The sequence below is a fragment of the Lacinutrix sp. MedPE-SW genome, assembly GCF_001874145.1.
GTDB lineage: Bacteria > Bacteroidota > Bacteroidia > Flavobacteriales > Flavobacteriaceae > Lacinutrix.
On the sequence record NZ_MPCX01000013.1, the window covers coordinates 72,336 to 95,526 of the forward strand.

The following is a 23,191-nucleotide window of genomic DNA, read 5'->3' on the forward strand; positions in this document are numbered from 1 at the left end:
ACTATTAAAAAACAAACACATGAAATACTATATTATTTCTGGTGAAGCATCAGGCGATTTACACGCTTCTAATTTAATGAAAGCCTTACTTCACGAAGATAGTAATGCCGATTTTAGGTTTTGGGGTGGCGACCTTATGCAAGCTGTTGGCGGCACCATGGTAAAACATTACCGCGACCTTGCTTTTATGGGTTTTATAGAAGTTGTAATGAATTTAAGAACCATTACTAAAAACCTATCCTTTTGCAAACAAGATATTGAAACTTATAATCCAGATGTAATTATTTATATTGATTATCCAGGTTTTAATTTGCGTATTGCTAAATGGGCAAAGCAAAAAGGCTTTAAAAACCATTATTATATTTCTCCTCAAATTTGGGCTTGGAAAGAAGGCCGAATTAAAGATATTAAAAGAGACGTTGATCAAATGTATGTAATCTTACCATTTGAAAAACACTTTTACGAAAACAAACATAATTTTCCTGTTCATTTTGTTGGTCACCCATTAATTGATGCTATTGCAGACAGAAAACAAGTTGACGAATTTGAATTTAGAAAAACTCATGGTTTATCTAAAAAACCCATTATAGCATTACTTCCCGGAAGCAGAAAACAAGAAATCACAAAAATGCTAACCGTTATGCTTAGTATTGTTAATGATTACCCAGAATATCAATTTGTAATTGGTGGTGCACCAAGTCAAGATTTTGAATTCTATAAACAATTTATTAAAGAAGCTAACGTTCACTTTTTAAGTAATAAAACTTATGATTTACTTAGCGTCTCTTCTGCTGCTTTGGTAACCTCTGGAACAGCTACATTAGAAACTGCTTTATTTAAAGTACCACAAGTTGTTTGCTATAAGGGAAATTGGATATCGTACCAAATAGGTAAACGAGTTGTGAACCTAGAGTACATATCATTAGTAAATTTAATATTAGATAAAGAAGCCGTTACAGAATTAATTCAAGACGACTTTAATACTAAAAAATTAAAAACCGAATTAAATAAAATACTTGATACGTATGAGCGTACTAAGTTTTTTATTAACTACTACGATTTAGAAAAAGATTTAGGAGGCAAAGGCGCAAGCGAAAACACTGCTAAATTAATTTATAACGCTATAAACATTGGTGCTTAAATGCTAAAAAACGCTTTAATACTTTTACTTATTATTTTTTTATCTTCTTGTGGAAGCTCTAAAAACACAAGAGTTATAACAAAAAAATCTCGAACACGCACAACTAAAACTACAACTAGAAAAAGTACTACAGCTAGAGAAATTCCATTAAAAAAAAATGTTCCTGCAGCACCAATAATTGCTAAATCTATTATTAAAAATGCAGAAAAATTTAAAGGTACACGATATAAATATGGTGGTACAACCAAAAAAGGGATGGATTGTTCTGGTTTAATTTATACTGCTTTTAAAGAAGAAGATATTGCTTTACCTCGAGTTTCTAGTGCAATGGCTAAAACTGGAGATTGGATAGATTTAAAAGAAGTTCGTGAAGGAGATTTACTTTTTTTTGCTACTCGAAAAAACAACAGAAAGGTTAATCATGTTGGTTTGGTAACCTACACATCTCCTGGAAATGTGGAGTTTATACACTCAACAACAAGTCGTGGTGTTTTAACCTCAAAACTTTCTGAAAAATATTGGTATTTTGCTTTTGTACAAGCAAGACGTGTGTTGTAAGATTTTTTTTACTATCTTGAAGCAGTGAGACTGCTTAACTTCACTATTATAAAATTAACAACTTGTCTTGTTTTAGGAATATTAATTGCATCTTTTATAAAAATTCCTACAGCACCATCTTTATATGTTTCAAGTGTTTTACTTCTAATAACTACAATTTTATATTTACACCATAAGTTAAAAAAAACAAATTCTTTATGGTTTGGTTGTTTTAGTCTTTTAACAATGATATCAATTGGTGTTTTAACAACGAATTTTCATGAAGAAAAACGACACGATGATCATTATTTAAATTATACTTCTACATGTGAACAAATTACATTTAGAATAAAGAGTACTTTAAAACCTGGAAAATATAACAATAAATATATTGTCGATATTTTAAAAATCGACTCTAATAATGTCTCAGGTAAAGCTTTGCTTAATGTTTCTAGAGACAGTTTAAATTCTCCTTTTAAGGTTGATGAAATTTTTATTACTTCAGAAAAATTTCAGAATATTACTGGTGTTATTAATCCGTATCAATTTAATTACAAAAGTTATTTAGCTAAACAATATGTTTACCAACAATTATACGTGAATCCCAAAAGGCTTTTCCGCGTAAGCGATAATAAACATACTATTTATGGTTATGCAGACACTTTTAGAAATCATATTAATAATAAACTACAAAATTATGATTTTGAGAATGATGTTTTAGCCGTAATTAACGCGCTTATTTTAGGCCAAAGACAAGGCTTAAGTAAAGATATCTATAATAATTATACAGATGCTGGTGCTGTGCATATTCTTGCTGTTTCTGGTTTACATGTCGCTTTAATTCTATACTTACTCACTATATTTTTTAAACCTTTAAAACGCTTAAAGCATGGTAAACTTGCCAGTATAATTTGTTTAGTTATTATCATGTGGTGCTTTGCTATTATTGCAGGTTTAACAGCATCGGTCACTCGCGCTGTTACCATGTTTAGCATAATAGCAATTGGTATGTATTTAAAACGCCCAACTAATATTTACAATACACTTGCTATTTCTGTTTTTATATTACTTCTATTTAGGCCGCTATTTTTATTTGATGTTGGTTTTCAACTTAGTTATCTCGCTGTAATTGCTATTGTCGCCATACAACCAAGACTAAAAAAGTTATGGCAACCTAAAAATTATATACTTAATAAAATTTGGGATTTTGGCACTGTTGGCGTTGCTGCACAGTGTGGTGTTTTACCTATAAGTTTGTATTACTTCCATCAATTTCCAGGCTTATTTTTTGTAGCTAATATTGTAATAATCCCCTTTTTAGGTATTATTTTGGGTATAGGTATTTTGGTTATAATTTTAGCATTATTAAATATTTTACCTCAATTTTTAGTAGATGTTTTTAGCGGCATAATATCTGCCATGAATAAGCTTATGGAGTGGCTAGCATTACAAGAAAGTTTTTTATTTAAAGACATTTCTTTTTCGGCCATAAAAGTGATTGCTGCTTATTTACTTATTGTAGCAATTGTTCAATTTGCTATAAAACAAAATAGTAGAAGGTTGCAAATTGCATTAGTTGCTGTTTTAGTGCTTCAGGCTACTTATTTTGCTACTAAATACTACAACAGTTCAAACGAGCTTACTGTGTTTCATAAAAGTAGATTTACTGTTGTTGGAAAAAAAACAAATAAAAAACTAGAAGTGTTTTCAAACTTAGATAGTTTAAATCAATTTTATAATTTAAACGATTACAAAGTTGGGTATAATATAAAAACAATTTACCAGGAGAAGCTACCTTCTATCTTAGCTAGTAATAATAAATTGATATTGATAATAGATAGCTTATCTGTTTATAAAACAATGCATTTTAAACCAGATTATATTTTGCTTACACAATCTCCAAAACTTAATTTAAAACGTGTTATAGACTCTATAAAACCTAAAGCAATTATTGCTGATGGTAGTAATTACAAATCTTACATTTCTAGATGGGAACAAACTTGTAGAAAACAAAAAATCCCTTTTCACTATACTGGTAAAAAGGGAGCTTTTATAATTAGGTGATGCTTTTAAATTTGGCTAAATGTTGGTTCAAATTTTTTAAAATAAGCATTAAATTTTTCTTGGGTATCCATATCTACATGTTCATCTTTTTTAAACATTTTAAGATATAATTCTAACTGTTGTGGTTTTTTATAACCAATTATAGGCGCAATAAAATCTGCTTTTTCATCTAAAAACACAATTGTTGGATACGATCTAATATTAAAATAACGTGCTAATTCGTGACCAGAGTTTCTACGTTTAGCTTTTGCTGGATCGTAATTAGGGTTACCAAATGCTTTGCCTTTAAATGTTACATTATCATTTCCTTCTGCATTAAATTTTACTGCATAATAATGTTTATTAACGTAAGCTGCTACATCTTTATTAGCAAATGTATTACGGTCTAACATTTTACATGGTCCACACCAAGAGGTGTACATATCCATCATAATTTTTTTAGGATTCTTTTTTTGAAGTTCTACAGCTTCTTCAAGTGTTATCCAATTAATTTCTTGTGCAGCAATAGTTAATGAAGTAAATACAGTAAATACTGCTAAGAATATATATTTTTTCATTTTATAGATTTATTTATTTAAACAGTCGCAAATAGTGTTCCAAAGTTACAAAAATACAAAACGCCTCATTAGAGGCGTTTTGTTAAAATTTATAATAATAATTTATTTTACACCATGCATTAGTTTTTTAACTATCGGTGTTAAAGCCATAACAATTAATCCTGCAACAATAGGAACAATTGTAAAGATTAAAAAGAATGTACTCATATCATACTCTGCAGTAATTTTATCAATCATTCCTCCCATAGAACCTGCTGCTTTATTACCAAGACCAATTGCAATATACCAAAGCCCAAACATTAAGCCTATTTTTGCAGCTGGTACTAATTTACTAACATAAGATAAGCCTACTGGAGATAATGACAGCTCTCCTAAAGTATGGAATAAATATGCTAAAATTAACCAAACAATACTAACAGATGCTGTTTTTGCTCCTTGCGGTATTGCTGCAGAACCATATGCTAATATTCCAAATCCAATACCTAATAGTATTAGTCCCATTCCAAACTTTACTGTTGCTGAAGGATTATATTTACTCTCCCATATTTTAGACACTAATGGTGCAAAGGCAATTATATAAAATGAATTTAAAATCCCAAACCAAGATGCCGGAATCTCTGCCGATTCTTGTGTGAATTGATTTTTTAACATCCAAATTACAATAGCCCATATAATTGTAAAACTTAACCCTAAGGCTAAATTTGATATTTTATATTTACTAAATGTAATTTTAAATAATTGAAAAAGTACATACGTTATGATTACTAATGGCACGACAGTTAAAAGAGTATTTGCTATTCTAAATACATTGGCTGAGCCACCTTCTAAAACACGATCTGTATAATCTGAAGCAAAAATTGTCATAGAACCACCCGCTTGTTCAAAAGCAGCCCAAAAGAAAATAGTGAAAAAAGCTAAAATTCCAACTACGATATAACGATCTCTTTGCACATTTGCAGGAACAGCTTCGGTTTTAATTTCATCTTCATCGCTATTAGGTATAGCGTCTACATAATCTAAAGTTGCAGATGGTGATAAACCAATTTTTCCAAAGATATTTTGTGCTAACCAAAATTGAATCATCCCTAAAAACATAAAGATACCGGCTAACCCAAAGCCATAGTGCCATCCAACAGTTTCTCCTATATAACCGCATAAAAGTATACCTAAAAAAGCTCCAGCATTTACTCCCATATAAAAGATAGTAAATGCACCATCTTTTTTATCTTGAGCGTTTACATATACACCATTTATAATTGAAGTAATATTTGGCTTGAACAAACCATTTCCTGCCACTAAAAGTCCTATACCTAAGTAAAGGCTCCATGGTGTATCGAATGCCATAGCTGCATGACCAAGCGTCATTACTAAAGCACCAATAGCTACAGCTCTTCTATAACCTAAAAACTTATCGGCCAGAAAACCACCAATAATTGGTGAAAAATAAACAAGCATTGTATAGGTACCATAAAGGCCTAAAGCATCTTCTCTACTCCATCCCCAACCTCCATCAATAATTGCAGAGGTTAAAAATAAAACTAAAATGGCACGCATTCCATAATAAGAAAAACGTTCCCACATTTCTGTGAAAAACAGGACAAATAATCCAGATGGATGTCCCATTAGTAGTTTCCGATTCATTTCTGAACCTTCAAATCTAAAGTTAGTTGTACTCATATTTATAGTTTAGTTTAGTTTTTATAATTCAGTTTTACTCAATTCCATGCATTTTTCTTTTAAGCATTGGGTTTAGCAACATCATTATAATAGCTGCTGCAATAGGAATAATTGTAAATATTAAAAAGAATATTGATAAACCATATTCTTCTGAAATTGGTTCTATATAACTACCTGTAAAGCCACCTAATAAGTTTGCGAAAAAGTTTGCTGTAAACCAAATACCAAACATTAAACTTACAAACTTCACTGGAGCTAATTTACTTACATAAGATAACCCAACTGGAGAAACACAAAGTTCTCCCATAGTGTGTAAGAAATAAGCACCAACTAAAAACATTAAACTTACAGATGCTGTTTTAGCACCTTCTGGTATACCTGCAGCTCCATAAGCTAAGACACCAAAACCTAATCCTACTAACAATAAACCTATAGCAAATTTAATTGGACCTGAAGGGTTTAATTTACTCTCCCATAACTTAGAGAATAATGGCGCAAATAAGATAATAAATAATGAATTTAAAACTGAAAACCATGACGCAGGAACTTCTGTTGCATCTGCTTGAAATTCTCTGGCTAGCATCCAGATAACAATAGCCCAAATAATAACGAAACTTAATCCAAGAAGCATATTTGCTAAAGCAAACTTTTTAAATGTTTGTTTAAATAACATTGCTAATACCCAAGTAATAACAAGCATAGGAACAACTGTTATAATTGTATTTATAATTTTAAATGTTAATGCCGCATTACCTACTAAAGCCCTATCTGTATAATCTTTAGCAAAAATAGTCATAGAACCACCTGCTTGCTCAAATGCCCACCAAAAGAACACTACAAATAATGAAAATACTCCAATAACAACCATTCTATCTCTTACTACTTTAGAGCTTTCTGCTACTTCAATAGCTTCTTCAATATCATCACCAATTTTTTCTACACCATCTTCAATTACATCATCAAAATCTTCTGTTTGTTTTGGAGACAAGCCAATTTTACCAAATATTTTTTGAGTAAAATAAAATTGTAACATGCCTAAGAACATAAAAACTCCAGCAAGACCGAAACCATAATGCCATCCTATTTTTTCTCCTATATAACCACATAGAAGAATACCTAAAAATGCACCGGCATTAATTCCCATGTAAAAAATTGTATAACCACCATCTTTTTCTTTTCCTTGAGATTTATATAATTGACCAACCATAGAAGAGATATTTGGTTTAAAAAAACCGTTACCTATAATTAAACCAGCTAAACCAACATAAAAGAAAACTGAAGTTAAACCTTCTAAAGCCATTGATGCATGCCCAAGCGTCATTATTAATGCACCAAGCACTACTGCGTTTCTATATCCTATAAACTTATCTGCAATAAAACCACCAATTATAGGTGTTAAATATACTAATCCTGTATACCAACCATAAAGTACTAATGCATCTGCACTAGTCCATCCCCAACCACCATCTATAAGTGTAGAAACTAAAAACAGTACTAATAGCGCTCGCATACCGTAGTAAGAAAAACGCTCCCACATTTCTGTAAAAAATAATACAAACAACCCTGATGGATGCCCTAATACTGTTTTTTGGTTCTCTACTGAACCTCCATATTTTAATTCCATATTTATTATTTTAGTTAGTTATTATCTATTTAATTTTAATAAATCTCTAAGTTAAATTATAATTTATCTCCTAAAGTACTATCAATAAAATTTGTCATTTTTTGATATAAATGTTTACGCGTATTACCGCCATAAATACCATGATTTTTATCTGGATAAATCATCCACTCGAATTGTTTATCTGCTTGAATTAATGCTTCAATCATTCGCATTGTATTTTGTACATGCACATTATCATCGCCTGTACCGTGAATTAAAAGAAAATCTCCTTTTAATTTATCTACGTGATTTATTGGCGAATTATCATCATAACCACTTGCATTTTCTTGTGGTGTAGTCATGTAACGCTCTGTATAAATAGAGTCGTAAAATCTCCAACTTGTTACTGGTGCAACTGCAATGGCCATTTTAAACACATCGTTACCTTTAAATAGTGCATTACTAGACATAAAACCACCATAACTCCATCCCCATATTCCAATTCTAGAAGCATCTATATAATCTCTTTGCCCTAGTAGTTTTGCTGCTTCAATTTGGTCTTGAACTTCAAACTTACCTAATTCTTTTTGTGTTACTTTTTTAAAGTCTGCTCCTTTTAATCCTGTTCCGCGTCCATCAACACATGCTATTACATATCCTTTTTGTGCTAACATTTGGTACCAGTAATCATTTGCACCATTCCAGCGGTTTGCAACAGACTGTGAACCTGGTCCAGAGTATTGATACATAAATAATGGATATTGTTTAGAGGCATCAAAATTTGCTGGCTTAATAAGCCACATATTTAATTCGTTACCGTTTACTTTAATTGTACTAAATTCTTTTTTAGAGATATTAAATTGCGAAACTGTTTGTAATGTGCTACTGTTATCTTTAATGACTTTAATTACACGACCATCTTTTGCGCTATTTAATGTATATTTTGGTGGTGTTGATGCGTTAGAAAATGTATTGATAAAGTATGTGAAATCTGCACTAAAATCTGCATTATTTGTACCTGTAGCAGTGGTTAGTCTTTTTTTATCTGTACCATTTAATTTTATAGAATACACATCTCTATTTATAGAACCATTTTCTACAGATTGATAATAAATTCTATCATTTTTAGGATTATAACCATAATAATTGGTTACTTCCCAATTTCCTTTTGTTACTTGGTTTATTAACTTTCCTTTTTTAGTATAGTGGTAAATATGGTTGTAACCATCTTTCTCACTTGTCCATATAAAGCTTTTATCTTTTAAAAAGGTTAAATTATCTGTTACATCTATGTATGCTTTATCTTTTTCTTCAACTATTAAATAGGCTTCATTAGTTTCTGTATCTATTGACCAAAGGTCTAATTCATTTTGGTGGCGATTCATATAATGCGCAGTTAAAAAATCTTCGGCATTAGTCCATTTTATTCTTGGTATATAAAAATCATTGTAGGTTTTACCTACTTTAACTTCTTCAGCTTTATTATTTTCTAAAGTATAAACATGTAAAGACACTATTGCATTTTTCTCTCCTGCTTTTGGGTATTTAAAAACCGTTTGTGTTTGGTATAAATTATTTCCATAAACATCCATTGAAAATTCTGGGACATTAGTCTCATCAAACTTTATAAATGCTATTTTACTGCTATTTGCATTCCACTCGAAAGCACGAACAAAGCCAAATTCTTCTTCGTAAACCCAATCTGTTATACCATTAATAATCTTGTTTTTCTCACCATCAAAGGTTAATTGAGTCGTTTCCTGTGAGATTAAATTTTTAATGTAAAGGTTATTATTTAAGCCGTAAGCTACCATTTCTCCATTTGGAGAAAACGTTGGCTCTTGAATTTTATCACTAGCTACTGCTGTTAACGCTTTTGTTTTTGTGTTATACACATAATAATTAGCTAAAGTAGAGCGCCTAAAAATAGATTCTTGATTGGTTGCTAATAAAACTTGTGTTTCATCATCACTAAAAGTGTAGTCTGAAAAATTTCTAATACCATCTAACGTTTTAGAATCTACTAACGTTTTTACCTTTTTTAAAGTTTTGTAGTCGTAAATATCTATTGTAGTTGCACCTGTAGATCTATCAAAATTTAATACGGAGTATTGTTGACCGTTGTTCATAGAGTGCAAAGCATCTAATCTTTCGGTTCTAAAAGTACCATTACTCCAGATATCTTTTAATGTAATCTCTTTGTTTTGTGCTGTTGTTAAAGTAGTTGTAAGGAAGCAAAAAATTGCTAAAAACTTATATAAGTTCATCAAGTATAATTTTTTAATAAAATAATGTCAAGTTTACTAAAAATAAAGCAAAAAACCGTATTTATTAACAGTTAAATATGCTTTGCATGATATCCTTAGTGAATATGATTTTGATAATACTATCTTTGTAAAATAATAGTATATTAAATGAGCACATCAATTTCTGGTTTTTCAAAATTAACCAAGACTGAAAAAATAGATTGGATTGTTTCCAATTACCTTTCAAATTCAACAACCGCAAAAGACACAATTACCCAATATTTTAATAGCAATCAAAAGTTACAACAACTTCATGATGAGTTTATTGAAAACACAATTTCAAACTATTACTTGCCACTTGGTGTTGCACCAAATTTTGTAATTAATGGTAAAACGTATGCCATACCAATGGCTATTGAAGAAAGCTCTGTAGTTGCAGCAGCAAGTAAAGCGGCAAAATTTTGGATGGAACGTGGTGGCTTTAAAACCACAGTAATTTCTACTACAAAAATTGGGCAAGTTCATTTTATGTACTCTGGAGAAGAAAAAATGCTTCAAGCGTTTTTTAATACAGTGAAGCCAAAACTAATAGCAGATACTAAAAGTATTACTGCTAATATGGAAAAACGTGGTGGTGGAATTCTAGACATAGAACTGCGTACAAAAACCAACGAACTTGATAACTATTACCAAATACACGCTACATTTGAGACACTAGATGCTATGGGCGCAAATTTTATAAACTCTTGTTTAGAACAATTTGCAAAAACATTTAAAGCTGAAGCTGAAATACATTTAGATAACGACATAGATATTGTTATGAGTATATTATCTAATTATGTTCCAGAATGTTTAGTTAGAGCTGAAGTATCCTGTAAAATAGAAGCATTAGCAGATAAAGGTATAGATCCAGAAACATTTGCCAATAAATTTGTACAAGCCGTTACAATTGCAGAAGTAGAACCTTATCGTGCAGTAACGCACAATAAAGGAATTATGAATGGTATTGATGCTGTAGTTTTAGCGACAGGAAACGACTTTAGAGCAGTAGAAGCTGGCGTTCATGCTTATGCATCGAAAAACGGAAAATACACTAGTTTAACACATGCTAAAATTGAAGGTGGTATATTTTCTTTTTGGATAGAAATCCCATTAGCATTAGGAACTGTTGGTGGCTTAACTAGTTTACACCCATTAGTAAAAGTAGCATTAAAAATATTAGGAAACCCTACTGCAAAAGAACTCATGCAAATTGTAGCTGTTGCAGGTTTAGCACAAAACTTCGCTGCTTTACGCTCTCTAACAACTACTGGAATACAAGAAGGACACATGAAAATGCACCTTATGAATATTTTAAACCAATTTGATGCTACTAAAACCGAAAAGGAAAGTATTATAAACCATTTTAAAACAAATACAGTAACACATAGCGCTGTTGTTTCTCAAATTGAAAAACTAAGACAATAATGAAGCGCTTTTATAGTCATGGAAAATTATTACTAACAGCAGAATATGTTGTTTTAGATGGTGCTAAAGCATTGGCTTTACCTACTAAATTTGGCCAGAGTTTAGAGATCGAATCTATAAACCAACCTAAATTATTATGGCAGAGTTTTGATTATAAAAACAACATTTGGTTTGAGGCAAACTATACTCTTGAGCATAATACTATAAATTTAAATAAAACAAATAACGAGACAATAGCTTTAAAGCTTTTAGAAATTTTAACTGCTGCAAAGCAATTAAACCCTATGTTTTTAAGTGAGATTAATGGTTTTAAAGCTATTGCTAAATTAGAGTTTCCTAATGATTGGGGATTAGGCTCATCGTCAACACTATTAAACAACATAGCGCAATGGGCTTTAGTTGATGCTTTTAATTTGTCTAACGCTACTTTTGGAGGTAGTGGTTACGATATTGCTTGTGCCAAAAACGATACGGCAATAGCTTATTCAATTATTGATAATAAACCGAAAATAGAGCGTATTAGTTTTAATAAAAACTTTGAGAATAAATTGTTTTTTGTTCATTTAAACCGAAAACAAAATAGCAGAGACTCTATTAAAACATATAATAACAATAAAAGTAATAGCGCATGTACTATTGAAAAAATTAATGCTATAAGTAATCAAGTTTTAAACTGTGATACTCTTAAAACTTTTGAAACTCTAATAAGCGAACATGAAAATTTAATTGGTACTATTACTAAACAAACACCAATTAAAACTCGTTTATTTAAAGATTATAAAAATGAAATTAAAAGTTTGGGTGGCTGGAATGGTGATTTTGTACTTGCTACTGGAGAAAAAGGTTATGTAGAATCTTATTTTAAAAACAAAGGTTACACTACTATTCTAGATTATAAAGACATGGTTTTATAAGCCAATAAATATTTAATTTTTACCTATAAAAAAAGCCTCGTTAAACGAGGCTTTTTTTTATAAGTAATACTCTTACTACTGTACTGTTTTAGCTCTATTATCTTCTATATCTGCTGCTTCTTTTAAAGCATTGTATAATCTTGTATTTACAGCGTTTAATTTTTCTGAACTTACTTGATTTGCGAAAGATTGGTAGTTTTCTAACTCAACAGCTGGTGTTTTTTTAGTTGGTTGTACCATAAATACACCCTTAGTACCTGTAATTAATCCAGATGTTTCTCCTTCGTTTAAACCAAATGCATGACCAACAACAATTGGCTCTAAACCAACACCAGAAACTGTTGGATTTTTCATGTTAATAGCTAATGCCGTACGTACTTGTTGGTTTTCTGCTGCTGCAAAATCTTCTAAAGTAGTAGCGCTAACTCTATCTTTAATCATTTTTGCTTTTTTCTGTTTTCTAATTTCTGGTAAAGCTGTTACAGATGCATCTTCAACATTCATTAAACCTGCTTCGTTTTTAGCTGTTACCTGCACAATTACGTAACCATCTTTAGTTTCAAAACGCTTAGTGTTTCCTACTTTAGTATCTTCTTCAAAAGCCCAACGTACAATTGGTCTTTCTGCTCCAACACCAGGAATATTTTCATCTAATTCTTTTACAGATGTTACTGGATTTACTTTTAAGTTATTTTCTTTAGCAACATCTAAAAAGTCTTTACCGTCTAATGCGACTTCAAAATTAGAGGCATTTCTAAAAATTTCATCTTCTGTTTTCACAGATGGCTCAATTTTTCTTTCGATTGTTGCCACTTTATATGCTGTATCAACATTTTTCTTGTCGTCTATTCTAATAATATGGTATCCAAATTTAGTTAATACTACATCAATGCTTCCTTTATCGTTAAAGAATAAGAAGTTTGCAAAATCTGGATCGAAACCTAATGGGTTGTAAGTTGTTAAACGTGTCCAACCAATACTTCCGTCTTTACCTTTAGAACCGTCTGTATTTATTTCGTTTGCAACTTCTGCATATTTAGTTTTATTGTTTTTTACTAATTTAAAAATACTATCTGCAGTTGCTTTAGCTTCTTCTTTTGTTTTTGTAGTTTCTGCTGTTGCTGCCTGAGAACCTACAAATGGAATTAATATGTGGCTTGACTGTATAGAGTCTGCCAATTGTCTTTTTTCTAATAACTTAGTGATTTTAAATGTTTGTCCGTCTTTATAAGGACCGTAAACATTACCTACATTTAAATTAGAAATACTGTCTTGTAATGCTCTTGGTAAAGACGATTTGTATACAAATTTATCTTGATATTTAATTTCTGCATCAGAGTTTGCATTTACATAAGCTTCAACATTTTCAGCATTCATTTCTGCAAAACCAGCAACCATTTGGTTTTTACCATCTACATATTCTTCTCTGTTTTGAATTAGTTTAATTAATTCTGTTTGGATAACGTTTTCATCTTCAACAGAGGCAACTTCTTCAAACTTTACATATTGTAAATTTCTAGATGCTTCAACATCGTATTTTGCTTTGTTCTCTTTTATGTAAGCATTAATTTCAGATTTAGAAACTGTTACTGTACTATCTGCAATTGTTGTAAATGGTACATAAACATATTTAATATCTACTTTATCACCTTCTAATTTGTGACTTAAAGCGCCTTCTGCTAAAGTTGCTGTTGTAGCAGCTTTAACCATATTAATATAGTTTTGCTGTAATGCTCCATTAGACACTTGATTTTCATAATCTATCCATTGTCTGTAAGCTATAGGAGATGTTTCTTTTAAATTTGCGATGTAGTTATTTAATACATTCTCATCAAAAACACCATCGGCATTAAAAAACTGAGGACTACTTGCTAGGTTAGTTTTTAACAAATCTCTCATTTGTTCTCTACCTACTGTAAGTCCTAATTTATCGAATTGAGATTGCATTACTGCTTCACGAACTTCGGCATTATAAACTTGATTCATAATTTGAGTTTGTGTAGCGTTAGGATTGTTTTGTGCTTCTACTCTAGCCATAAAAGCTTCTCTAGAAATATCCTTACCGTTTATTGTTGCTACAACATTAGGAGACTTATTAAATAATGCATCTTTATTATCGAAAAGACTTGATAATATAAAAGCAAATAATGCTAATGCGATTACTAAAATTAGTACAACTGTTTTTTGTCTTATTTTATTTAAAATTGCCATCTGTAAGTTTAGATTATTGGTAATATAGTGGGCGAAAATACCATTTTCTATTTAATTATAAAAGGAGAAAATTGCATTAATTTGAATAAATTAATTTCTTGTAAGAGAATTTAGCAAAATAGTAGCTAAAGAGTTGCTATTTAAGCTAATCGTCGGTTTTTATTTTAAGTGTTACCAAATCGATTTTAGTATTAGACACTTCTAGTATTTTAAATTGAAACTTCTCTGTATCAACAATATCGTTTTGTTGTGGGATTTCTTCGGTGTGATCTACTATTAAACCTCCTAAAGTTTCATAGTTTTCGCCTTCTGGCAAGTTTAATTTATAGGTTTCGTTTAAATAATCTACTTCTAATCTTGCTGAAAATATATAATTAGAATCGTCTATTTTTTCTTCTTTTAAAACCACGGTATCGTGCTCGTCTTCTATTTCCCCAAATAGTTCTTCTACAATATCTTCTACAGTCATAATTCCAGAAGTTCCGCCGTACTCATCTAAAACCACGGCAATACTTTTTCGTTTTTTTATAAGTACATTTAAAATATCGTTTGCCAACATAGTTTCTGGAACAAACTCTACTGGTAATAACATAGACTTTATTGTTTTTGGTTTTTTAAAAAGCTCGAAAGCATGTGCATAACCAACAATATCATCTATTGTTTCTTTGTAAATTAATATTTTAGACATACCTGTTTGAGTAAACAGTGTATTTAAATTTGAAACCGAATCGTTAATTTCTAAGGCTACTATTTCGGTTCTAGGAATCATTACTTCTCTTGCTTTTACAAGAGCAAATTCTAATGCGTTTTGAAATATTTGTATCTCGGTATCTATTTCGTCATGTTCTTCAATAGCTTCCATTTGCTCACTTATGTAGTTTCCTAATTCTACTTTTGTGAACGCTAGTTGCACTTGATCACCTTCGGTTTTAAAAAACTTTTTAAGTACAAAGTCTGAAATCCATAGTACAAAATCTGATATAAAGGTAAAAAGTAAATAAAATATATAAGCCGGGAATGCTAATACTTTTATTAATGTGTTACTATAAATTTGAAAAAATACTTTTGGTAAAAATTCTGCAGTAAACAATATTACCAATGTAGATATTACTGTTTGCACAAGCAAACTAAAATCTACTAACAACACATCTATAAAATTAAATTGTGTTGGTACTAGACTTTGAAACCATTTCATGAGCAAATCGCCCATAAAAAAACCATAAATTACCAATGCTATATTATTACCAATAAGCATGGTTGCGATAAATTTAGATGGTTTTGCTGTTAATTTTGAAAGTATTTTTGCTAAAAAATCATCTTGTTTTTTTTCAATTTCAATATGAATTTTATTAGCTGATACATATGCAATTTCCATTCCTGAAAAAAAAGCAGAAAGTAATAGAGATATTACTATTATTAAAATAACAACGGTTGTTGACATCTATTTGGACTGGTCCTTATTATCAAATTTTTTATTGAAACGCTTTCTAAAGAAAAACATAAATACTGCTAATGCACCTAATAGTAAAGAGCTATAAGCTCTTGTCTCTCCCCAATTTGAAAAGGCATCATAAAAAAATAATAGTGCAAAAACAAGGTAAGCGTATTGAAATAATTTGAAAATTTTCATTTGGTTAATCTGTAATTATTATAGTAAAGATATATAAAAAGTTTGAGTGTGTATCACTCCATTTAGGATAATAAAAAATTAGTCGCTTACTAAAAAGGTACCACTAACTTTTAATACTTCGGCTTTTGTAAAGTTTCTGTCTGAATCAAAACCACTACCATGCGTTATGTAACCGTCTGACTTGTAAGTTACTGGTGAATTTGTAAAAAGCCATTCTTTATTTTGGTCAAAATACAATTGTTCTGCATACAATGTATCTTTATCGAAGGTTGAAATTAACACATTACCTTGTAAGTCGATAACATCGGTTTCTGCATACAAAATTGCATAATCTGCAACTATAGTGTTTTTATGGTTATTCTCGTCGTAAATATGAAGCTTTACGCCTTCTGGAAATTCTGAATATGAAAATTTTCTATTTCCATAATCCAGCATTTTTTTACTAATTAAATTAGCTACAACGCGACCAGAATCTGTTCGTTTTGCATTAATATTTTCGGCAACTCCTTGTGGCTCATTTGCAGATACACCTATTTTGTTAACCTCTTTAAAATTGTTATTACAAGAAAAAAACAAAGTCATAGCAAATGCTATGACTCCGTTTTTAATAATATGTAATGAATTATTTTTCATTTATATATTTGGTACTGTTACACTTCTTTGTATCCAACATCCAATTTTTATGGTTTTTCCTCCCATACTTTTATTGAATATTTCGGTTTTTGTAGGAGCTAAACCTCTATATCTTGATGCTGCAGAAGCGTTTCCTCCTTTTTCTGCTTCTTGTGCTGCTAACCAAAATACTGCTCTTTGAGTAAAGTTATCTGACCCACAGTTTTTAGCACTATTACCATACATGTTTGCAATTTGTAAATGTGCATTTTTACTTGATGGATTTAACTCCATTGCTTTCATGTAGTAGTTTCTAGCTTTACCGTAACTCCCTTTAGCTTTAAAATCTTTAGCAATTTTATTATATAATTTTGCTTTCTTCAAAGGATCTGTTGTTAATGATAACGTTTGATCGAAGTATTGTTGCTCTCCTGTTATTAGGTATAGGTAGTAAGCTGTATCTTCGTTTGGTTCAACTGTGTTTTTTTGCTTTACAATTTTAACAAACATTGGATCTTCTTTACAACCTTTAGAATATAATTTATTCATTGCACGTTGTAACCATTGACCATTATTTTTATTAGCCTCGTAATCTTTTTGGTATAGAGGAATTAAAGTAGAACAGTTTGCTCTATCTCCTAACTCTGTATCAACACTTCCTGCAATTTTTTCTAAAGCATTAACTGTTTGAGAGTAAAATTTCTTGTAACGTGCTTCTTTTTTTGCTAAAGTTGCACCGCTAGCCTCTTTTTCAACATACTCGTTTAATTTCTTTGTATTAAAGTCTGTTTCTTTCTCTAATTTATCTACTACATCATCATACTTATCAAAAAGTTCTTGAGCTGTTTTTTGTTTAGCATCGTAAAGGCTTACCATAGACTTAAAGTAAACATATAATCCTTTAGGACTTTTAAAGTTTGCTAAATCTGTTTTGTAAATAGCATCAAATTCATTATAAATCATAGCATCTGTTAAACCTAATAACTTTCTGTTATCGTATCTAAGTTCTGCTTTTTTAGCTAAATACTTTCCTTTAGGAGATTTTTTTGCATATTCTACAATTCTAGCATCCCAAAGGTCGCTTAATTCTTGAATATAACCTTTTTTCACATCACCTTCAGTCTCATCAATTAAACCTTCAAACATATCTTCACCGTACTTAAATTGAGCACCTGGATTATATTTTGGACATTCGGTTCTTAACTTTTTAAAAGGCTCGTAAGCTGCTTTAAAGTTTTTTGCTTTTACATACTCTGTCATTATAGACAGTGTTTGGTTACATTCTTCTTCATTTTGAGAAAAACCTAAAGTTGTTCCTAGAAATAAAAACGCAACGAATAGTGTGATGTTAGTTTTCATATTATTAAATTTTACTTTGTTTAGTTATACTTTCTTTTGTTAAACCATCTATCGTTAAGCGATAAACTTAATTGAAATTTTACAAAATTCTCTTTTATTAAATTAGCATCTGTTGTTCCTCTGTTTCCTATTTCGAAACCTAAGTTAGTATTAGAGAATAATCTTCCAACTGGTAATCCTACTCCAAAAGATATGCCAAACTCTTTAATTGATTGATTTTGGATGTTTAATCCTGTGTTTTCAAATCGTAATCCAGCTCTGTAAACCACTCTTTTAAAGTAACTTGAGAAACTATTATACTCTGGTATATAAAAACCTCCTAATGATACTGTTGATGCATTTTCAAAAGTTGTTCCTGTATTACTATACAATTCATTTGAAAAATCGCTAGTATTTTGAGATGTATATTCTACACCTGCAAACCATTTATTTGGTTCTCCTAACCCAGAACCAATTGAAAATCTAGATGGTAATGTTAACTCTGTTTCGTCTAAGCCTGAAGATTCTAAATCTGCATCAATAGTATTAATTTCGAATTCGTTACCACTAAAACTATCTATTGTTATTGTAGAAAATGAGCGTGTATTTTTTGAAACTAAATTACTTGATGGAGAATATGTTAATGCAGATTGCAATTCTAATTTATCGGTAATTTTACCTTTATAATGTAAACCTAAGTTAATATTTAATCCACTTAAATCTGAACGGTTATTTTCTCTTGATTGTGTTTGTAATGGATCACCTTCGTTATTATACCTAAACTGGATTGTACTATTTTGGATGTTTCCAAAATTATAGTTAGCATCTATACCTGCACTAAAATTTTTATTTATTTGGTATCCTACAGAGAAAAAAGCTTTATTTAAACCGCCTTCACCACTAAACCTAGTATCTATATTGCCTTGACTATTAATATTTTCCAACTTATACCCAACAGCTGTATATGGCATTAAGCCAAAACCTATTCCAAATTTTCCTACTGGAATAGATAGCGCTAAATAATCGAAAGTTGTAGAATTCACCTTTGCTTCTCCAGAATTACTTTCTAGATTGGTAGAAGTGGTTCCTGCTCCAACGGTAAATTTCACAGGTCTACTTTCGCCATTAAAAGGTAAAACACTTAAGTTATTGTCTGCGTAAGTTGCAGGATTTCTTAAATTAACATGTATACTGTCTTTATATATGCTTAATCCTCCCATACTTCTATTCTCTACAGTACCTTTAAATTTTAAAGCACCAATACCGTAAAAAGAATATGGCGAAGCTGTTGTTTCCTGGGCGTAACTTTTGATTGCAAATAGTGCAATAAAAACTAATACAAGTTTTTTAATCATTAGTGTTTATTATATTGTAAAATAAAATTCAATCCTTGTAAAAGGAAATTCGAGTTGGCAAATATGCTACTTTTTAATTGTTTAGACAACATTTTAGCATCTCCACCTGTTAAAATTACTGTTAAATCTGAAAATTTCTCTTGATATTGTGTTATACTTCCATCAATTTCGTTTAAAACACCATTTACAACGCCACAATGCATTGCAGTATCTGTTGCGTCTCCAATAAAATTTTCTGGCGTTTTTGTTTCTAATAACGGTAAATTTGCTGTTTGATTATGCATTGCCTTATACCTCATGCGTATTCCTGGCGAAATGGCACCTCCTAAATATTCATTTTTGGTATTAATAAAATCGTAAGTAATACATGTTCCTGCATCTATAATTAAAACATTTTTATCTGGAAACTGTTCTACTGATGCGCATACTAATGCAATTCTATCTATACCCAATGTTTTTGGCGTACTATATAAGTTATTAAACGGAAGGTTTGTTTTATGAGATAATACTTGAAGTTTAAATTCTTTATTTAAAAAAGACAGCGTTTCTTTGTCTAAATCTCCTACAGAAGAAACAATTGCACTATTTAAAGTTTTATATTTTTTTTTAAATTTTGCAACTTCGTTTTTACTATTTACAGTTTTTACACTTACTTTATTAATAAGCTTATTATCTTCAAAAATGGCAATTTTTGTATATGTATTACCAACATCTATAATTAAATTCATACTCTAAAATGAAAAACAAATTTACAAAACCAACTTAAAAAACGATTGTAATTAATTGATATTATGCTCACTTAAGTAAATATTAAAATTTATAATTAAATAAAAATTAAAAAATTATTAAAATTTTACAATTTTTCTTTTGCAAGTATTAAAATTGAGACTATATTTGCACTCGCATTTTTATGCAACTGGTGCCTTAGCTCAGTTGGTAGAGCAAAGGACTGAAAATCCTTGTGTCCCTGGTTCGATTCCTGGAGGCACCACCACTAAAAACCCGATTCAAATGAATCGGGTTTTTTGGTTTTAATAAGCTACACTATTAGAAAACTTTAATTACAAATTTCTATATTTTGCATATTTCACCTTCTTGATAATTAAAAAAACCATTACTATCTACATTTTAAAATTAACAAGCCTTTACTTACGCTATAAGCTTTAACCTTTCGCAAAAGTTGCGATAACCTGCCAAAAATAAAATATATACAAACTTTAACAAAAGTTGGTATATACCGCCAAATTTGTTTGCTAACCGGTACAAAATGATTATGTTTGGTATATATAATAGTTGGCTGTAATTTGAGAAATGATTGAGATTGAATATAAAATAGTTGGAAGTGGATGGGCAAATGGAAAAATTGGCAATGGAAAAAAACGGACAAAATTTGCTGTTTCCTATCTAAACGATTCTTTAAAAGAACTCGCTGAATCTGCAATTGAAATTCGTGAAAAGGATTTTAAATCTGTTGTGTTTATGGAAGAACCTGGAGAACACGTGCTAATTTTGAATCGAAAAGACGAAAATAAAATTGACTATGAATTGAGATGGTATAAAGATTGGTGGAGCTGGAATCTGATTGACGAAAACAATTTTGAATCTGTATTTAAAGGAGAAACAACAGTTCCTAAATATATAAACCAAGTTAGAAACGTGCTGAATGAAATAATGATTGAACTTGGACCAGATGAATATCGGAAAAAATGGGTTGAACATGACTTTCCGATAGCTGAATATGAAAAACTGAAATAAAAACTACAGCCAACACCGTGTATAATTAATTGCTTGGTACAGGTCTACTCGGAATTTCCTTCGGAAATTCCTCTGGCTCGTCCACTTTTGCTAAATTAGTTGCTTAAACACGCAACTAACCATACACAAAACCGTTGTGGTGCATTTACCCAAAACGAACCGAAACCGAAAAACTAACTCAAACTTAACTGAAATTTTAATGAATTTTTCACGACATTGTGATTTATGTGATAATAGAATATCTAGTCTGGAAAAAGGATTGACTTGTAATTTGACTAATAAAAAACCTGATTTTAATAATACTTGCTCAAAAATTACACTCGACAAAAAATTTCAAGAAATATTAGAAATTGCAAATATCGAATTAGAAATATTACGCAGAAATAAAAAATCAATTCATTGGACTTTTTACTCGACTATTATTGGCGGATTCCTATTAATAATTGGCGGATATTTTTTTTCCGATTGGACTATACATAGCATTTTTCTATGGTATGTGAAAATTGGAATAATTGGAGCTGGATTCACATTTCTCGGAATTGCTTACTCTAAACTGAACGGATTTAGAAAAAAAGAAAAGAAAGCGAGATTTGACAAACTAAAAATAGATGAAACAATAAACAAATACGGAATTGAATATAATCCGAGTTTTGATTTTGAAAAGAAAATTCACGGAATTCAAGAAGTGAACGTAAATTTGGAATTTAAGAATTGGACAAAAAAACGCACCACAACACCGTATAAAATTAATTGCTAGTGCAAGCCTACTTACGAAAATCCTCGCGGATTTTCTATTCGGTTTGTATTTGCTAAATTAGTTGCTTAAACAATGCAACTAATCTTATACAAACACGTTGTGCAACATTTGCCAAATCACACTCTGAAAATGAATTCGGAAATATTTGAACATATAAAATTCATATTAATTGATTCGATAAATGACGATATTCAAGGAATCTACGAATTGAATAATGCTGTAAAAAAATATTACTCTGAATTGGAATCTCAAAACGGAACTGAATTTGTTTGCGGAAAAATACTCTCTGAATTGATTTCCGAAAATTATGTGAGAGTTGTTAAAATGACAAATCCTGAATTTAAAGTAATTGAGTCAATTGAGACCAAAATCGGATTAAAAATAGCATCGGAAAAAACTAATTGGACTGAATACGAAAATGAATGGGTTTACGGAATTGAAAGTGTGGATGTGAAAAAATCAGTCGAATTGGAAAATAAACTGTACGAAAAAATAAAAACGTTGCACAACACCGTATAAAAATAATTGCTATTTTGTGCTTAAACAAAGGTAGTTGCGTATTTGCTACTTCTGAATTTCCTTCGGAAATTCCTCGCACGCAAACCCGCAACTATTCTTATACAAACACGTTGGCAAACATTTAAGAGCAACTTTACGGAAAAGAAAAATAAACTGAATTGGATAATAGCATAATCGGAATTGGAATTGCACTCGGAGTTAGTTTCTTTATTCTTTACACAAGGAAAAAGAAATGGATGACCGAAAAAATAGTGTGGTTGATTTGCATCGGACTTTTAGCATTCGGAATATTTGGACTTTTGTACTCAAAATCTGAATTTAGAGATGATAAGGTTATGTACTTCGGATTTTGTGTTCCAATAGTTTATTGGATTTTTGACCGACTTTTTAAAAAGATTAGTGAAAACATACATAAAAGAGATTTCATTCTTTTTTTAAGATATTCGGACGAAATAAATGACGGACTTGGAGCAAAAAATCCTCACGTAAAAGTTTCTGACAAATTATTTTCGTTTGGACTTTTGATTATAATTGTAGCTACTCTTTTTATCGGAATTAAAATATTATGAAAATAAAAAACGATTTGCCAACAATGTATAGCCGCAATTACGGCGGATTCGACTACGTCCGAATCCACTCGGAATTGCTAACGTCAGTTCTAAACCGAAAAACTTCGTATATTTATCCGTAACTGACGGTTATACGAGACCGTTAGGTTTAATTTCCCCAAACATAACGGAAGTGTTCGTAATTTTTAGATAAAGTAGTGTTGAATTATGGCTAAAGCCTCAAGTCTTAGCGATAATAA

At 30.5% G+C, this 23,191-nt stretch carries 20 protein-coding genes and 1 tRNA gene; 10 read left to right on the plus strand and 11 right to left on the minus strand.

Translation table 11 applies throughout. The features are described from left to right. The first annotated feature begins 19 nt into the window (after positions 1-19). Genes lpxB through BM549_RS12300 form a run of 3 tightly spaced genes read left to right on the plus strand, consistent with a single transcriptional unit; the run spans position 20 to position 3,742 of the window. On the plus strand, positions 20-1,141 hold the full coding sequence (gene lpxB, locus BM549_RS12290; protein ID WP_290470543.1) for a lipid-A-disaccharide synthase: 1,122 nt from the start codon (positions 20-22) through the stop codon (positions 1,139-1,141). Further along, positions 1,142-1,699: a C40 family peptidase gene (locus tag BM549_RS12295; protein ID WP_290470544.1), complete on the plus strand. Its 558-nt coding sequence runs from the start codon at positions 1,142-1,144 to the stop codon at positions 1,697-1,699. It abuts the gene before it with no gap. Positions 1,700-1,723: 24 nt separating this feature from the next. Beyond that, positions 1,724-3,742, plus strand: coding sequence for a ComEC/Rec2 family competence protein (locus BM549_RS12300; protein WP_290470545.1), 2,019 nt, complete (start codon positions 1,724-1,726; stop codon positions 3,740-3,742). Positions 3,743-3,747: 5 nt separating this feature from the next. Here BM549_RS12300 and BM549_RS12305 read toward each other — a convergent pair whose 3' ends face one another. The 4 genes from BM549_RS12305 to BM549_RS12320 all read right to left on the minus strand — a co-directional run bounded on the left by BM549_RS12305 (position 3,748) and on the right by BM549_RS12320 (position 9,846). Continuing rightward, the gene (locus BM549_RS12305) at positions 3,748-4,299 is read right to left on the minus strand and encodes a thioredoxin fold domain-containing protein (RefSeq protein WP_290470546.1); all 552 of its coding nucleotides are present in this window, start codon (positions 4,297-4,299) and stop codon (positions 3,748-3,750) included. A 102-nt stretch (positions 4,300-4,401) separates the two neighbouring features. Beyond that, on the minus strand, positions 4,402-5,976 hold the full coding sequence (locus BM549_RS12310) for a peptide MFS transporter (RefSeq protein ID WP_290470547.1): 1,575 nt from the start codon (positions 5,974-5,976) through the stop codon (positions 4,402-4,404). Between the two features lie 34 nt (positions 5,977-6,010). Further along, positions 6,011-7,600, minus strand: coding sequence for a peptide MFS transporter (locus BM549_RS12315; RefSeq protein WP_290470548.1), 1,590 nt, complete (start codon positions 7,598-7,600; stop codon positions 6,011-6,013). Between the two features lie 56 nt (positions 7,601-7,656). After that, the gene (locus tag BM549_RS12320; protein WP_290470549.1) at positions 7,657-9,846 is read right to left on the minus strand and encodes a S9 family peptidase; all 2,190 of its coding nucleotides are present in this window, start codon (positions 9,844-9,846) and stop codon (positions 7,657-7,659) included. Positions 9,847-9,993: 147 nt separating this feature from the next. Here BM549_RS12320 and BM549_RS12325 point away from each other — a divergent pair, with 147 nt between their 5' ends. Further along, on the plus strand, positions 9,994-11,292 hold the full coding sequence (locus BM549_RS12325; protein ID WP_290470550.1) for a hydroxymethylglutaryl-CoA reductase, degradative: 1,299 nt from the start codon (positions 9,994-9,996) through the stop codon (positions 11,290-11,292). Further along, on the plus strand, positions 11,292-12,206 hold the full coding sequence (locus tag BM549_RS12330) for a GYDIA family GHMP kinase (protein ID WP_290470551.1): 915 nt from the start codon (positions 11,292-11,294) through the stop codon (positions 12,204-12,206). Before BM549_RS12325 ends, BM549_RS12330 begins: the two co-directional genes overlap by 1 nt. Before the next feature lie 75 nt (positions 12,207-12,281). Here BM549_RS12330 and BM549_RS12335 read toward each other — a convergent pair whose 3' ends face one another. The 7 genes from BM549_RS12335 to BM549_RS12365 form a co-directional block, all read right to left on the minus strand. After that, positions 12,282-14,417: a peptidylprolyl isomerase gene (locus tag BM549_RS12335; RefSeq protein WP_290470552.1), complete on the minus strand. Its 2,136-nt coding sequence runs from the start codon at positions 14,415-14,417 to the stop codon at positions 12,282-12,284. Between the two features lie 145 nt (positions 14,418-14,562). Next, a complete protein-coding gene (locus BM549_RS12340) occupies positions 14,563-15,858 on the minus strand; it encodes a hemolysin family protein (RefSeq protein ID WP_013869206.1) in 1,296 nt (431 codons plus the stop codon). Then, entirely contained in the window at positions 15,859-16,047 is a 189-nt protein-coding gene (locus tag BM549_RS12345) for a hypothetical protein (protein WP_013869207.1), read from the minus strand. A gap of 78 nt (positions 16,048-16,125) precedes the next feature. Continuing rightward, positions 16,126-16,680, minus strand: a complete 555-nt coding sequence (lptC, locus tag BM549_RS12350; protein ID WP_290470553.1) for an LPS export ABC transporter periplasmic protein LptC — start codon at positions 16,678-16,680, stop codon at positions 16,126-16,128. Continuing rightward, positions 16,681-18,018 carry a hypothetical protein gene (locus BM549_RS12355; protein WP_290470554.1) on the minus strand — a complete coding sequence of 446 codons (1,338 nt, stop codon included), beginning with the start codon at positions 18,016-18,018 and terminating at the stop codon, positions 16,681-16,683. Between the two features lie 20 nt (positions 18,019-18,038). After that, positions 18,039-19,352 carry a hypothetical protein gene (locus tag BM549_RS12360; protein WP_290470555.1) on the minus strand — a complete coding sequence of 438 codons (1,314 nt, stop codon included), beginning with the start codon at positions 19,350-19,352 and terminating at the stop codon, positions 18,039-18,041. After that, a complete protein-coding gene (locus BM549_RS12365; RefSeq protein WP_290470556.1) occupies positions 19,352-20,080 on the minus strand; it encodes a type III pantothenate kinase in 729 nt (242 codons plus the stop codon). Before BM549_RS12365 ends, BM549_RS12360 begins: the two co-directional genes overlap by 1 nt. A 190-nt stretch (positions 20,081-20,270) precedes the next feature. Here BM549_RS12365 and BM549_RS12370 point away from each other — a divergent pair. The 5 genes from BM549_RS12370 (at position 20,271) to BM549_RS12390 (ending at position 22,952) form a co-directional block, all read left to right on the plus strand. Beyond that, positions 20,271-20,346 (plus strand) — tRNA-Phe (locus BM549_RS12370). Between the two features lie 317 nt (positions 20,347-20,663). Then, on the plus strand, positions 20,664-21,107 hold the full coding sequence (locus BM549_RS12375; RefSeq protein ID WP_290470557.1) for a hypothetical protein: 444 nt from the start codon (positions 20,664-20,666) through the stop codon (positions 21,105-21,107). A gap of 199 nt (positions 21,108-21,306) precedes the next feature. Beyond that, on the plus strand, positions 21,307-21,864 hold the full coding sequence (locus tag BM549_RS12380) for a hypothetical protein (protein WP_290470558.1): 558 nt from the start codon (positions 21,307-21,309) through the stop codon (positions 21,862-21,864). 129 nt (positions 21,865-21,993) lie between these two features. Then, the gene (locus BM549_RS12385) at positions 21,994-22,383 is read left to right on the plus strand and encodes a hypothetical protein (RefSeq protein WP_290470559.1); all 390 of its coding nucleotides are present in this window, start codon (positions 21,994-21,996) and stop codon (positions 22,381-22,383) included. 158 nt (positions 22,384-22,541) lie between these two features. Next, positions 22,542-22,952, plus strand: a complete 411-nt coding sequence (locus BM549_RS12390) for a hypothetical protein (protein WP_290470560.1) — start codon at positions 22,542-22,544, stop codon at positions 22,950-22,952. Positions 22,953-23,191 lie beyond the last annotated feature (239 nt).

Coding starts and splice junctions, on each gene's coding strand:
- lpxB (WP_290470543.1), top strand. CDS start 20: ATGAAATACTATATTATTTCTGGTGAAGCATCAGGCGATTTACACGCT.
- BM549_RS12295 (WP_290470544.1), top strand. CDS start 1,142: ATGCTAAAAAACGCTTTAATACTTTTACTTATTATTTTTTTATCTTCT.
- BM549_RS12305 (WP_290470546.1), bottom strand. CDS start 4,299: ATGAAAAAATATATATTCTTAGCAGTATTTACTGTATTTACTTCATTA.
- BM549_RS12310 (WP_290470547.1), bottom strand. CDS start 5,976: ATGAGTACAACTAACTTTAGATTTGAAGGTTCAGAAATGAATCGGAAA.
- BM549_RS12315 (WP_290470548.1), bottom strand. CDS start 7,600: ATGGAATTAAAATATGGAGGTTCAGTAGAGAACCAAAAAACAGTATTA.
- BM549_RS12320 (WP_290470549.1), bottom strand. CDS start 9,846: ATGAACTTATATAAGTTTTTAGCAATTTTTTGCTTCCTTACAACTACT.
- BM549_RS12325 (WP_290470550.1), top strand. CDS start 9,994: ATGAGCACATCAATTTCTGGTTTTTCAAAATTAACCAAGACTGAAAAA.
- BM549_RS12330 (WP_290470551.1), top strand. CDS start 11,292: ATGAAGCGCTTTTATAGTCATGGAAAATTATTACTAACAGCAGAATAT.
- BM549_RS12335 (WP_290470552.1), bottom strand. CDS start 14,417: ATGGCAATTTTAAATAAAATAAGACAAAAAACAGTTGTACTAATTTTA.
- BM549_RS12340 (WP_013869206.1), bottom strand. CDS start 15,858: ATGTCAACAACCGTTGTTATTTTAATAATAGTAATATCTCTATTACTT.
- BM549_RS12345 (WP_013869207.1), bottom strand. CDS start 16,047: ATGAAAATTTTCAAATTATTTCAATACGCTTACCTTGTTTTTGCACTA.
- lptC (WP_290470553.1), bottom strand. CDS start 16,680: ATGAAAAATAATTCATTACATATTATTAAAAACGGAGTCATAGCATTT.
- BM549_RS12355 (WP_290470554.1), bottom strand. CDS start 18,018: ATGAAAACTAACATCACACTATTCGTTGCGTTTTTATTTCTAGGAACA.
- BM549_RS12360 (WP_290470555.1), bottom strand. CDS start 19,352: ATGATTAAAAAACTTGTATTAGTTTTTATTGCACTATTTGCAATCAAA.
- BM549_RS12365 (WP_290470556.1), bottom strand. CDS start 20,080: ATGAATTTAATTATAGATGTTGGTAATACATATACAAAAATTGCCATT.
- BM549_RS12375 (WP_290470557.1), top strand. CDS start 20,664: ATGATTGAGATTGAATATAAAATAGTTGGAAGTGGATGGGCAAATGGA.
- BM549_RS12380 (WP_290470558.1), top strand. CDS start 21,307: ATGAATTTTTCACGACATTGTGATTTATGTGATAATAGAATATCTAGT.
- BM549_RS12385 (WP_290470559.1), top strand. CDS start 21,994: ATGAATTCGGAAATATTTGAACATATAAAATTCATATTAATTGATTCG.